At 53.7% G+C, this 13,628-nt stretch carries 11 protein-coding genes; all 11 read left to right on the top strand.

All coding sequences use genetic code 11. The features are described from left to right. The first annotated feature begins 92 nt into the window (after nt 1–92). The 11 genes from JYB63_RS11865 (at nt 93) to JYB63_RS11915 (ending at nt 13,628) form a co-directional block, all read left to right on the top strand. Complete coding sequence (locus JYB63_RS11865; protein ID WP_205658061.1) at nt 93–1,118, top strand: putative 2-aminoethylphosphonate ABC transporter substrate-binding protein; 1,026 nt, start codon at nt 93–95, stop codon at nt 1,116–1,118. 156 nt (nt 1,119–1,274) lie between these two features. Beyond that, nucleotides 1,275–2,459, top strand: a complete 1,185-nt coding sequence (locus JYB63_RS11870; protein ID WP_205658062.1) for a putative 2-aminoethylphosphonate ABC transporter ATP-binding protein — start codon at nt 1,275–1,277, stop codon at nt 2,457–2,459. Next, nucleotides 2,456–4,147 carry a putative 2-aminoethylphosphonate ABC transporter permease subunit gene (locus tag JYB63_RS11875; protein WP_205658063.1) on the top strand — a complete coding sequence of 564 codons (1,692 nt, stop codon included), beginning with the start codon at nt 2,456–2,458 and terminating at the stop codon, nt 4,145–4,147. Before JYB63_RS11870 ends, JYB63_RS11875 begins: the two co-directional genes overlap by 4 nt. A gap of 177 nt (nt 4,148–4,324) precedes the next feature. After that, on the top strand, nt 4,325–5,152 hold the full coding sequence (gene phnX, locus JYB63_RS11880) for a phosphonoacetaldehyde hydrolase (RefSeq protein ID WP_205658064.1): 828 nt from the start codon (nt 4,325–4,327) through the stop codon (nt 5,150–5,152). A gap of 5 nt (nt 5,153–5,157) precedes the next feature. Beyond that, a complete protein-coding gene (locus JYB63_RS11885; protein WP_243431983.1) occupies nt 5,158–6,048 on the top strand; it encodes an EamA family transporter in 891 nt (296 codons plus the stop codon). Between the two features lie 146 nt (nt 6,049–6,194). Continuing rightward, nucleotides 6,195–7,133, top strand: a complete 939-nt coding sequence (locus JYB63_RS11890) for a DUF808 domain-containing protein (RefSeq protein ID WP_205658066.1) — start codon at nt 6,195–6,197, stop codon at nt 7,131–7,133. A gap of 269 nt (nt 7,134–7,402) precedes the next feature. Continuing rightward, complete coding sequence (locus tag JYB63_RS11895; protein ID WP_205658067.1) at nt 7,403–8,233, top strand: alkaline phosphatase family protein; 831 nt, start codon at nt 7,403–7,405, stop codon at nt 8,231–8,233. 2 nt (nt 8,234–8,235) lie between these two features. Continuing rightward, nucleotides 8,236–8,928: an HAD family hydrolase gene (locus tag JYB63_RS11900; RefSeq protein WP_205658068.1), complete on the top strand. Its 693-nt coding sequence runs from the start codon at nt 8,236–8,238 to the stop codon at nt 8,926–8,928. A gap of 37 nt (nt 8,929–8,965) precedes the next feature. Beyond that, nucleotides 8,966–11,023: an ABC transporter substrate-binding protein gene (locus JYB63_RS11905; RefSeq protein WP_243431948.1), complete on the top strand. Its 2,058-nt coding sequence runs from the start codon at nt 8,966–8,968 to the stop codon at nt 11,021–11,023. 170 nt (nt 11,024–11,193) lie between these two features. Further along, entirely contained in the window at nt 11,194–12,378 is a 1,185-nt protein-coding gene (locus JYB63_RS11910) for an ABC transporter permease (protein ID WP_315980592.1), read from the top strand. Nucleotides 12,379–12,380: 2 nt separating this feature from the next. Continuing rightward, nucleotides 12,381–13,628, top strand: a complete 1,248-nt coding sequence (locus JYB63_RS11915) for an ABC transporter permease (protein WP_205658071.1) — start codon at nt 12,381–12,383, stop codon at nt 13,626–13,628.

Consider the following 13,628-nt stretch of genomic DNA (forward strand, 5'->3'; position numbering starts at 1 on the left):
TTGGTATAGACCAGCTGAGGTGGCTTTTCCTGCCCGGGCTGAACAATAACAACGGCTTAGCCGTTACTTCTGTGCTGAATGAGGATTTAGAAATGAAACTGATGGCGAAAGTCCGTGTACTCGCGGCTGCACTGGGAATGGGTGCTGCACTGCAGGCGCAGGCACAAACCGATCTGACTGTATATACGGCACTGGAAGCCGATCAGCTGAAAAGCTATGCCAAAGCATTTGAGAAAAATAACCCGGACGTGAGGATCCGCTGGGTGCGTGATTCCACCGGTATTATCACTGCCCGTTTGCTGGCTGAAAAAGAAAATCCACAGGCCGACGTGGTACTGGGACTGGCGGCAACCAGCCTGCTGGTTCTGAAAGATCAGGAGATGCTGCAGAGCTATAAGCCTGCGGGTGTTGAAAAACTGAGCAAGCAGTTTGTTGATGCCGATGCGACACCGTCATGGGTAGGTATGGACGCCTGGGTAGCTTCTATCTGCTACAACACCGTTGAAGCTGAAAAGCTGAACCTGCCAAAGCCTGCCAGCTGGCAGGATCTGACCCGGCCGGAATATAAAGGCCATGTGATTATGCCGAATCCGAACTCTTCCGGTACCGGCTTCCTGGACGTATCCAGCTGGCTGCAAAGCTTCGGTGAAGAGCAGGGCTGGGCGTTCATGGATAAGCTGCACACCAACATTGACCGTTACACACACTCCGGTTCTAAACCGTGCAAGCTGGCCGCTGCCGGTGAAACTGCCATTGGTATTTCTTTCGCTTACCGCGGTGCCAAGCTGGTGAACAAAGGGGCGCCGATTGAAGTGATTTTCCCGACTGAAGGTCTGGGCTGGGACATGGAAGCAGCAGCGATCGTTAAAGGCACTGACAAACTGCAGGCTGCTAAGACTCTGATGGACTGGGCCGTTACCCGTCCGGCAAACGAGTTGTACAACGAAAGCTATGCAGTGGTTGCGATGCCAGGCGTTGCCAAGCCAATCAAAAACTACCCTGCCGATATCGCTGATCGCATGATCAACAACGATTTCCAGTGGTCTGCTGTGAACCGCGCACGCATCCTGAAAGAGTGGCAGCAGCGTTACGACAGCAAGAGCGAACCTAAGAAGTAAGACTGGTTCCGCACTGCAAAGCGGCAGACTTTACCGTCTGTCGCCTTGTTGTTTTTAAAAGTCGTAATCAAGAGTTTTATTCAGAAACCGTTTTAAGAATCAGCCAGGCCGCCTGAGACAGGATGTCAGCAGGTGACTGAAATTGGAGTGAGACATATGTCTGCTGCCCCGTATTTAAATATCCATCAACTGGAAAAACGTTTCGGCGAATTTGTTGCTCTGCAGGATATCTCGTTAGCCATTAAGGAAGGGGAGTTTGTCTGCTTTCTCGGGCCATCCGGTTGTGGCAAAACCACATTGTTGCGGACCATTGCCGGTCTGGAGCAGGCGCAGCAGGGGAACATTGTTCAGGCGGGTAAAGACATTACGCACTTGCCGCCTCAGCAGCGTGACTTTGGCATTGTGTTTCAGTCTTATGCGTTATTTCCGAATCTGACCGTCAGCGACAACATCGCCTATGGTCTGGTGAACAACAAACTCACCCGGCAGGACCGTACAGCGCGGGTGAATGACTTGCTGGAACAGATTGATCTGCCGGGGATTGGTGAGAAATATCCAGGGCAACTGTCCGGTGGTCAGCAACAGCGGGTTGCACTGGCGCGGGCACTGGCGATTCAGCCGGGGTTGTTACTGCTGGATGAGCCGCTGTCGGCGCTGGATGCCCGGGTACGGCTGCATCTGCGTAAAGAAATCTGTGAACTGCAGCGGGCACTGGGCATTACCACCATCATGGTTACTCACGATCAGGATGAAGCGCTGACCATGGCTGACAGGATCGTCGTGATGGATCACGGCACCATTGCACAGGTGGGCACACCGGAAGAGATCTACCGGCATCCGGCCACCGCTTTCGTGGCACGCTTTATTGGCAGTATGAATCTGTTGCCGGGGCGTGTACTGGAAGGGCATAACCTGCTGATCGGGGATACGGAGCTGTCTTTGCCGCTGATGCTTGATCAAAACGTAGAAGAAGGCTTGTTGGGTTTCCGCCCGGAAATGATCCGTGTGTTACAGGGCCCTGAAGAAGTTAAAGCCGATACTCTGTTATTGCAGGGGAATGTTGCGCAGGTCAACTTTATGGGCGCCTTTGTTCGGCTGGTAGTGACCATTGCCCGTGATACGGATATCGAAGTGGATATGCCGGTACAGCAACACGCCTTACATACTCCTGCTGTGGGTGAACGCCTGCAAATGGCAATTGACGCAGAAAATCTGCATTTTTACCCGGAACCGCCGATTGGCGAACCGACCCGGGTCAGTATTCGTCAGCCGCAGACGGTTGTCGGCGATGAGCCGGTACTGGATGAGGTAATAGACAGCGTGATGGAGGCGCAGGCATGAATGCAATTGCTGCCCGCCGCTTAGTGCCTGTCTGGAGTACTGAAGCTTTCGTACAAAGAGCTTTGCTGTTACTGGGTGTGTTGTTTCTGATTCTCGGCTTACTGGCGCCGCTGAGTACCATGTTGCTGAAGAGTTTGCAGGATCAGGCCGGTAACTTTATTGGCCTGGCCAACTATGCGGAGTATTTCACCAATCCGGCTTTGTTTGGCTCGATCATTAACTCGCTGATCATTGCCTGCTGGACCACGGTGATTGTGGTGACCTGCGCCTTTATAACCGCCTATGCACTGACCCGCAGTGGCATGGCCGGTAAGAAAGGCTTTCGGCTGATCAGCAGCCTGCCGCTATTTGCCCCTTCACTGCTGCCCGCCCTGAGCATGATCTATCTGTTTGGTAATCAGGGGATACTGAAAGACTGGCTGCCGGTGGATTCCATCTATGGTCCGGTGGGCATTGTGATGGGACTGTGTTTCTGGATCTTTCCCCATGCGCTGATGATTCTGATCACGGCGCTATCAAACAGCGATGCCCGCCTTTATGAAGCGGCCAAAGCGCTGAAAACGCCGGGCTGGCGGGTGTTTCTGACCATTACCTTGCCTGGCGTTCGCTACGGGCTGGTGAATACTGTGTTCGTCTGTTTTACCCTGGCGATTACCGATTTCGGGGTGGCTAAGGTGATTGGTGGCCAGTACAACGTGCTGGCGACAGATATCTATAAGCAGGTGGTAGGCCAGCAGAATTTCCAGATGGGAGCCGTGGTCAGTGTGATTTTGCTGTTGCCGGCGGTATTGTCGTTCTGGATTGAACGCCGGGTACTGAAGCGTCAGACCGCGCAGGTCAGCGCCCGTGCAGTGGCGATTCAGCCGGAAGCCCAGCCATTACGGGATAACCTGCTAATGCTGTTCTGTGGTGGCATTGCAGCTTTTCTGCTGCTGGTGATCGGCATGGCGATATACGCATCGCTGATTACTTTCTGGCCGTACAACCTGACCCTGTCACTGGATAACTACCAGTTCGATATGATGGATGGTGGGGGTTGGGAGTCCTACTTTAATTCCCTGCGAATGGCCTTCTGGGTAGCGATTACCGGCACCGCTGTGATCTTCATTCTCGCTTACCTGAACGAGAAGATTAAAGCCTTGCCCCTGTTGCGCAAAACCATGCAGTTTCTGGCCATGCTGCCCATGGCCGTACCGGGTATGGTGCTGGGGTTGTCGTACATCTTCTTCTTTAATTCGCCGTCTAATCCGCTGAACTTTATGTACGGTACACTGGCGATTCTGGTGCTCAATACACTGGTGCATTTTTACACCGTGTGTCACCTCACCGCCACGACCAGTCTGAAGCAGATTGACGGCGAGTTTGAATCAGTTTCCGCCTCGCTGAAGGTGCCGTTTTATACCACATTCCGCCGGGTCACCCTGCCGTTATGCCTGCCGGCTGTGCTGGATATTTCGGTGTACCTGTTTGTGAATGCCATGACCACAGTGTCGGCAGTGGTATTCCTGTATTCAGCAGATACCACACTGGCGTCAGTGGCGGTGATCAACATGGATGAAGCAGGGGATACTGCCCCGGCAGCTGCGATGGCCGTATTGCTGATGTTTACTGCACTGGGGGTAAAAAGCTGCCATTGGCTGATCAGTAAGGAACTGCTGTCCCGCAGTCAGCGCTGGCGTTACGCTTAAAATCTGTTTTGCCTGTCCGGTACCTGAGTCATGATGAATCGACTTAAGTACCGGATTTTTTGATCTGACTCCCTGTTTTCTGGTCTATACCAGATTGTTCCGTTATATCCTTCCTGTATAATTTCTGCTTCACTAATTCCACACGTTTTGGCCCGTATCAGGCCTGTTGAGGTGAGTATGTACCGTTATTCCCGCCAGTATACCGGGCCGGTTCAGGCCATTATTATGGACTGGGCAGGCACCACTGTTGATTTTGGTTCACGGGCACCGATTGAAGGTTTTCAGCGTTTGTTCGCCAGCCGTGGTATTGAGCTGAGCGAGGCTGAAGCGCGGGGGCCGATGGGCGCTGAGAAACGGGAACATATCCGTCAGTTGTGTGAGTTACCCCGTATCCGTGAGGCCTGGAATGAGCAGTTCGGTAAACTTCCGGACAGCCAGGATATTGATGCGATGTTTGACGATTTCGTGCCGCTGCAAATCGAAGCCATTGCTGCAGCTTCAGACCTGATTCCCGGCGTGACTGAACTGCTTGAATGGGCGAAGCGGCGGGATATCCGCATCGGTGCCAATACCGGATACGCGGAATCCATGGTGGCGGGGCTGCTGGAGCGCGCCGCACAGCAGGGCTATCGTCCGGAAAGTATGGTGTGTGCCACTCAGGTAAGCAAAGGCCGGCCCTATCCGTATATGAGCCTCACCAACGTCATGGAGCTGGGGGTTAAAAATCTGGTTGCCTGCGTCAAAATTGATGATACCCAGCCGGGGATTGAGGAAGGCCTGAATGCCGGTATGTGGACCATTGCGCTGGCCTGCAGTGGCAATGAAGTCGGCTTAAGCCTTGAAGAGTGGCAGGCACTGACGGCGGATGAGCAGGAAGCGTATCGCCAGCCGGCATACGAAAAATTCCGCCGGGGCGGCGCCCATTATGTGGTGGATACCATCGCTGATGCCGTGATCTGTCTTGAAGATATCAGCCGCCGTCTGGCGTCGGGAGAGCAGCCTTGAGCGCGATGGCCATCGGTCTGATCCTGATCTCGACGTTATTACACGCCGGCTGGAACTCTATGGGTAAAAAATCCGGCACCAGTATTTCGTTTTATATGTGGGCAACCGCCTGTGGGATGCTGATTTTCAGTCCCTTTTTACTTGAGGTCTGGCGTGATGTGGTGGCAATGCCGGCAAAATTCTGGTGGCTGATTCTGGCCTCGGGCATTTGCCAGACGGTGTATCTGGTGGGGCTGGCGAAAGCCTATCAGGGGGGCGATCTGAGCATTGTTTATCCACTGGCCCGGGCGCTACCGGTGCTGATTGTTCCTTTGCTGGTGCTTGGCGCTTACGGACACAGTCTGTTATCCATTGAAGACATTGCTGCCATGCTGCTGATTTTTGCCGGGGCGATGGTGCTGCCGGTGCGGCGCTGGCGGGAATGGCACCTGCGGGCCTATATGACGCCGGCAGTAGGCTGGGCCATTGTGGCTGCTCTGGGCACTGCTGGTTATTCGTTTACCGACAGCGCTGCCGTTCATCTGATGCGCGAAGAAGGCTTTACGGCGTTCCAGGCGGGCAGTGCTTTTGCGGTGGTGCAGGCGGGGGGCATTGTGCTGTGTATGTTGCCGGTGTCGTTACTGCTGTTTAAGGAATCTTTGTTCGGTACGGTGTTTAACCGTCCGGGGGCAATCCGTTCAGTGGCAATGACCGGGTTGTTCATTGTCGGTACTTACCTGCTGGTCCTCATCAGTATGTCGATGGTGACCGAAGTCAGTTATGTGGTGGCCCTGCGCCAGCTGAGTATCCCTATCGGTGTGGCCATTGGCGTGTTCTGGCTGAAAGAGTCCGTCAGCATCACCCGCATGCAGGGGGTCAGTATGATGCTGATCGGCCTGATCTTTGTGTCCCTGTAGTGTTTTTTCGGCCGGATTTTAAAGTATTCAGCTGCATTTCATCCGCCTGGGTATCCTGTCGGTAATGATTTCTTTCCACAGTCACTGCATGCAGGGGCAGCGGTGATTGTGAGAATCTGGCTTTTAACGGAAAAGGGAAAATACAGATGGCAGCCGGAAGTTTATTAACACTTCTTGATGATATCGCCGCCGTACTTGATGACGTGGCAATACTGACCAAGGTCGCAGCGAAAAAGACCGCCGGGGTGCTGGGGGATGATCTCGCAGTAAACGCCGAACAGGTGGCGGGGGTTAAAGCCGAGCGGGAGATTCCTGTGGTGCTTGCCGTCGCCAAAGGCTCCATGCTCAATAAGCTGATTCTGGTGCCGGCGGCGCTGGCGATCAGTGCGTTTATTCCCTGGCTGATTACCCCGTTACTAATGCTCGGCGGTGCCTTTCTGTGTTTTGACGGAGCTGAAAAAGTCCTGCATATGTTCAGCAAGTCAGCAAAGCAGACTGATGAGGAAAAGGTTGAGGTGCTGCTGGCAGAGCAGGACACGGATCTCGAACAGCTGGAAAAAGATAAGATAAAAGGGGCAATACGTACTGACTTTATTCTTTCCGCTGAGATCATTGCCATTGCGCTGGGCACGGTTCAGGATGCCAGTTTTGCCATGCAGTCGCTGGTGATTTCTGTGCTGGCGGTGCTGATTACCGTATTAGTATACGGGCTGGTGGCGATTATCGTTAAGCTGGATGATGCCGGGCTGTACCTGCTGAAAGACAAGGCAGAAGGGGCATTTGCCGCGGTTAAACGCGGTGTTGGCCGGGGGCTGCTGGCGTTTGCGCCCCGGCTGATGCGCACCCTGACGGTAGTTGGCACTCTCGCCATGTTCCTGGTGGGCGGTGGCATTATTGTCCACGGTATCCCGCTGTTAGCGGAATGGGTGCATTATGTGCAGCGTCTTGGGGCAGACATCAGTATCTATGTGGCGCTGTTTGCGCCGTCAGTCACCGCCGGCCTGATTGGTCTGGTTCTGGGGCTGATACTGGCCGGTGCTTTGAAGCTGTTCAGCCGCTTCTCCGGTTCAGGCACTGCCGCCTGATTTTTAACCATCTTCTGAAATGCCGCATCCGCGGCATTTTTTATGCCTGTTTATCAGCCGGTAACCGGCGGTTTTGTGATGCTTTCATGACAGGTCATAAGAAAAGGTTATTAAGAAAAGTCATGCCATAAAAATGTCACGAAAAATACCCAATCCTGTCGCATAAGTTACACATTCAAAAATTAACCTGAATGGAGTTTAAGCAGGGCCTGTTTGCAGCGTGATGCTGTGGCGCAGGTGCTGCCCGGTTAATTTCTGAGTACGTGTATATGTCACAAAAAGTGATTCTGGTGGTGCTGGATGGTCTCGAATACGGGGTTGGCGAGCAGTGTATGGGGTTCCTGCAGGCGTTGCGTGAGCAGGGGCAGGCGACACTGTATAAGCTGCAGTGCGAATTACCTTCTATGTCCCGGCCATTGTATGAAGCCATTCTGACTGGCGTTGCGCCGGTCAACAGCGGCATTGTGCATAACGCGGTGTGCCGTCTTTCTACTCAGCAAAGCATTTTCACCCTGGCCCGCGCCGGTGGGTTAACCACCGCTGCTGCGGCCTATCACTGGTTCAGTGAGCTGTATAACCGTGCCCCTTTCAGTGCCAAACGGGACCGCCACACCGCCGATCCGGAACTGGCGATTCAGTACGGCAGTTTTTATCACCAGGATCATTATCCCGATGATCATCTGTTCGCCGATGCCGAAGCCCTGCGCCGGCGGCATGACCCTGATTTCCTGCTGGTACATCCCATGAACATTGATGATGCCGGGCACAAGGCCGGCTGGGACAGCACCAAATACCGGAACACTGTCCGGCATGCGGATATGGCCCTGTCGGAATATTTACCGGACTGGCTGGCGGCCGGTTATCAGGTGCTGGTGACTTCTGACCACGGCATGAATAACGATTTCAGCCACGGTGGCATTCTGCCGGAAGAACGCATGGTGCCGCTGTATGTGATGGGGCAGGGCTTTTCCCATAACGCTGAATCCCGGCCGCAGCAGCTGGAGCTTTGCGGTGCGGTGTGTCAGTTGCTCGGTATTCAGGGCCACGGTAAGGCCTTCCCTCAGGATTTTTTACATGCCGATTATTCAGGAGTGAACTGAGCATGGCGTTAGCGATTTTTGATCTGGATGAAACTCTGGTGGCAGGCGACAGCGCCTCATTGTTTTGCCGTTTTCTGGTTGATCACGGTTTTGCCGGCGATGACTTTGTCGCCGGCGACCGGGCGTTTTCCGAACAGTACAGCGCCGGCACGCTGGATATGCGTGACTACGTGTGTTTTCAGTTAGCGCCGTTAGCGCATATGAGTACCCGGCAGGTTGATGCTCTGATGCCGGTATTCATTAAAGAATATTTGGCACCCCGGGTATATACAGATGCCCGTGAACTGCTGGCGGCATGCCGGGCGCAGGGTAAGCGGCTGGTGATTATTTCTGCAACGGCGGCGTTCATCGTCAGGGCCATTGCAAAGGAGCTGGGGGTTGAGGATGTTCTGGCGATTGAGCTGGAAGAAACCCCGGTAACAGAAGGAACGGATACGGGTTACAGCGGTGAAGTTGCCGGTGTGCCCAGTTTCAGGGAAGGCAAGATTATCCGGCTGAAGGCCTGGCTGGAAGAACAGGGAGAGTCCATGGATGGTGCGTATTTCTACAGCGACTCAATGAATGATCTGCCGCTTTTGGAGTTGGTGGAGCATCCGGTTGCGACCAATCCTGATCAGTCACTCAGTGAGCTGGCACTTTCCCGTGGCTGGCAACTGATTCGCTGGCCGGCGCCTGCCTGTGCAGCGCCGGTCTGATCTGAATTTTCACTAATTTTTTAGCAGGAACTGAATGATGAATAAGTTGTTAATCGCTGGCGCAACCGCGCTGATGGCAAGCAATGTGTTGGCGAGCTGCCCGGCTGTGACCGGTCCGGATGCCGGCGGTAAATACCCGCATATTTTTGAGCGTGCAGAATATGAAGCACAGCTGGGCTGCAAGCTGAGCTTTGCAGAGAACCCGGCCATTAAAGAGCTGAATGCCCGTATCGCCGGTAACCCGGAACTGATGCCACTGGCTAAGCGTATTCCGGCAGAGCCTCTGGTGGTTGCCCCTTACCGGCAGATCGGTATTTACGGCGGGGTACTGGATGGCATTTCCAAGGCCACTGAATCCGGTACTTCAGACCTGCTGTCGGTACGTCACGTTAATCTGGTACGGTTCAGTGATGACCTGGCTACCGTGGTGCCTAACGTGGCTAAGTCCTGGGAATGGAACGCGGACTTTACAGTGCTGAAAGTAAACCTGCGTGAAGGCCACAAGTGGTCTGACGGCGCGCCGTTCACCGCCGCAGATATCGCCTTCTGGTATAACAATCTGCTGATGAACAGCAATGTGATCGAAAAGCCTAAGGACCGTTTCCTGTCTGCCGGTAAGCCGGTAAAGGTTGAGGTGCTGAATGACACCACGGTGCAGTTCACTATGAACGAATCCACCCCGGGCTTCCTGGATAACTTTGCCCAGGACTACGCTCAGCCATTCCAGCCGCAGCACCTGCTGGCGCAGTTCCACCCGGAACTGAATAAAGATGCCGACCAGAAAGCTAAAGAGCTGGGCTTCGAGAACGGCTATGCCGTGATTAACTTCTATTACGGTCAGTCAGACTGGAAAGATGTGCCGACGCCGTTGCTGAAAGACAAAGCAGCCTCTGACCGTCTGGTAGCTGCCGGCCTGACAGCTATCGCACCGAGCCTGGAATCCTATCTGGTGGTTGAAGAGTCGCTGGAAGGTCGCCGTCTGGTGGCTAACCCGTACTTCTTCCAGGTGGATACCGCCGGTAACCAGTTACCGTATATCAATGAAATCAGCGAAGTGTTTATCGGTGATGAAGATATCCAGACCGCTAAGCTGATTGCCGGTGAAGTGGACTACAAAGCCCAGGCGGTTAACCTGCCGCAGGCACCGGTATTACTGGAAAACAAGGATCAGGGTAAATATGAAATCGCCCTGCGCCCGACCATTGCACAAACCACCATCGCTTTTAACCTGACGGATAAAGACGAAGAAAAACGTGCAGTGTTTAATGACGTTAACTTCCGCCGCGCTATGTCGGTGGCAATGAACCGCGATCAGATCAACGAAATTGCTTACTTTGGCCTGGGTAAACCGACCCAGTACACCGGTTTTGATGCGGACACCACGCCCTTCATTACGGAAGATCTGAAGACCCGTTTCACTCAGTATGATCCGAAAATGGCAGCAGAGCTGCTGGACAAAGCCGGTGTTGTGGATAAAAACAACGATGGCCTGCGCGATCTGCCGTCCGGTAAGAAGTTCGAACTGAACATTCAGTATGCGACTCAGGGCACGCCGACTGAACTGGTGGAAATCATTGCCAACAACTGGACCGAAGTGGGCGTGAAAACCACCATTAAGGAAGTGACCTCAGACGAGTACCGTAACTCACAGACCGCCAACGATCTGAGCGTTCTGAGCTGGGTAATGGGCCGTCCGCTGGCAACGCTGGCCAGCAACACTGAAACCCTGTTACCGCCGTATGGCAGCTTCTTCGACCTGCGTACCGGTATGCTGTGGGCACAGCACCGTGACACTGACGGCGCTGAAGGTGTTCAGCCACCGGCCACGGTTGCGGAAATGAAGCAGCTGACCGACCGTTTCGTCACACTGCAGGCCGGTACTGAAGCCTCCAATGAACTGGGTGTGGAAATTGCCAAACGTGTAGTGGATGACCTGTACATCATCGGTACTGTAAAGGCGGTTTCGCCGGTATACCGTAGCCGTTCTCTGGGTAACTTCGAAGTACCGAAGACCTCTTCTTATGAGTTCTACCGTATGTATCCGTATCTGGCCACTCAGTGGTACCTGGGCGCAGAAGGTATGGCGCAGAACTGATAACCCGCAACTGCTGCAGGGTAAAAAAGGGGGCAGCGCTGTGCTGTCTCCTTTGTTTATTTTTCGGATTTTCTCTTTTTTCAAACAATAAAAAGAAGGCCTGTTATCAATGCTTTTTCTCAGCCTGAACTGCTGAAAAGGTACCGATAACAGGTTTTGAGGACGTGCTTGTGATTGCAGATTTTATAGGCAACACCTGGTTGCTGTGGATCCTGCTGAGCGTCGGTGGATTTCTCTACTGGCGGGCCAGGAACAGCCAGTATTTCAACTATGTATTCAGCCGCTATGTGCTGGCGCTGATCACTCTGCTGATTGTCAGCGGCATTGTGTTTTCCCTGATGGAAGTGTTGCCGGGTGACTGTGCAGAAAAATACATCGCTTATAAGAATACCCAGGGTGAAACCATTACCCAGGCGGACATTGATGCTGAGCGTGCCCGTATGGGGCTGGACCAGCCACTGGCGGTTCGCTGGGCAAGCTGGGTAACGGATCTGACTCTGAAAGGGGATCTGGGCTTTAGCTGTGCTAAGCGCCAGTCTGTGAATCTGGCGTTGGGTGAGCGCTTCTGGATGAGCTTTATGTTTTGTATTGCCGGTCTGGTGTTCGCTTACATCATTGCCGTGCCATTTGGCATTTTGTCGGCCTTTACCATCAATAAGGACTGGAAAGACACTAATCCTCAGCACACCAGAGCAGAGCGTTTTGTCAACACGATTGGTCTGAGCTTTAACAAGCTGCTGGATTTACAGCTGCGGATTATCAGTTATCTGGGGCTGGCGTTACCCAATTTCCTGTTAGCCCTGAGCATCATCCTGCTGTATGTATTTGCTGGTGAGCCTACGCCAACCGGGCTGTTTTCTGATGAGTGGAAGAGTGTGCCCTGGTTTGGTGATAACGGTTTTGAATTCGGCAAGCTTGAGGATTTTCTGGGACATATCTGGCTACCGATTTTTGTCATTGGCTGGTCCGCGACCGCGTTGCAGCTACAGACCGTCCGGGCACTGGTGGTGGATGAATCCAACAAACTCTATGTGGATGCCGCCCGCGCCCGTGGTGTAGACGGTATGGCACTGTGGGCCGGTTATCCGGTACGTCATTCCATCAGCCCGCTGTTTAACAGTGTGGGCTTTGATTTCCAGCGCATCTTTAATGACCTGCCAATCGTGGCGGTGGTAATCGGCCTGACCGATGCTGCCGCTCTGCTGATTGAAGCGCTGGCCCAAACCAATGATCAGGAGCTGGCCGCCGGTATTTTATTTCTGGTGGCGCTGGTGGTGATTTCCATGAACTTTATTACCGATGTGGTACTGGCGGCGATTGATCCGCGGGTACGCAAAAGTGTGCTGGGGAGCTGAATATGGCGATCGGAAGTATGCTGGCCCGGTTCGGGCGTAAAAAAGATGTTATTGCAGATGATGCCTATTACACCGCCGGTCAGATGGCGCTGATAAAAGCCCGCTTCAAGCGTAAAACCTCCGGTGTGGTGGCGGCCTGGATTTTAGGGGCGCTGGTTTTTATGGGGTTCTTTGCCGGCTTCTTTGCGCCGGTTGACCCAACCATTGCCGGGGCAGATAAAGATTATCGCCGGGGGGCGCCACAGGTGGTGTACTTCTGGGATCAGAATGGCTTTTCGTTCCGGCCATTCACTTATACCTATACCAAAGAAAAGGCCAAGATCGATCTCAAAGCGCTGGCCGGTGGCGGGCTGGATGCCCTGGATGCCCTGACGTCTAGTGGGGCGCTGAGCTCATCCAGCCAGAATAAGTTTACGGTGGATGAAGATAAGCGCCGTTATCTGCAGTTCTTTGTGAAGGGCTGGGAGTACAGCCTGATTGATCTGAGCGTTGCCGGGCTGGATCTGGATATCCGCTGGGACCGGCATCTGTTCGGCGTGGAAAACGGTCAGATTCATCTCATGGGCACCGATGAAGACGGTAAGGATGTTTTCAGCCGTACCCTTCATGCGGTGTGGGTTACCATCAGCATCGCCATTGTGGCCTTAGTTGTGAAGCTATTTACGTCCCTGCTGGTGGGCGGTATCAGCGGCTATTTCGGCGGCAAGGTGGATACGGTGATGATGAGCATCACGGAAGCGGTTCGGGTGATTCCGCCGATTCCGATTTATCTGGCCTGTGCGGTGGCGCTGGCGCAGATCGATCTGACCTCTGTACAACGGTATTTCGCCATTGCCGTGGTCATTGGCATGCTGGATTTCGCCACGCTGGGGCGGCGCCTGCGAACCCATATTCTGACAGAACGTAATCAGGATTATGTTCTGGCGGCACAGTTGTGCGGTTCCGGCACCTGGCGGATTATCTGGCGGCACCTGGTGCCGAGCTTTGGCAGCTACATCATTGTCGATACCCTGATTAACTTTCCATACGTCATTCTGGCGGAAACCAGCCTGAGCTTTCTGGGCCTGGGGCTGACTGAACCGGTGAACAGCCTTGGGGTGTTGCTGCAAAAAGCGCAGGACCCGGACATTCAGCAAAATATGATCTGGCAGTTTTTCCCGGTGGCGGTGTTCGTTGCCCTGATTATGGCCTTTGTATTTGTCGGCGATGCGCTACGTGATGCCGCAGACCCTTATGCGGAGAAGAAGTAA

Source organism: Aliamphritea spongicola, assembly GCF_017051665.1.
Lineage (GTDB): Bacteria > Pseudomonadota > Gammaproteobacteria > Pseudomonadales > Balneatricaceae > Amphritea > Amphritea spongicola.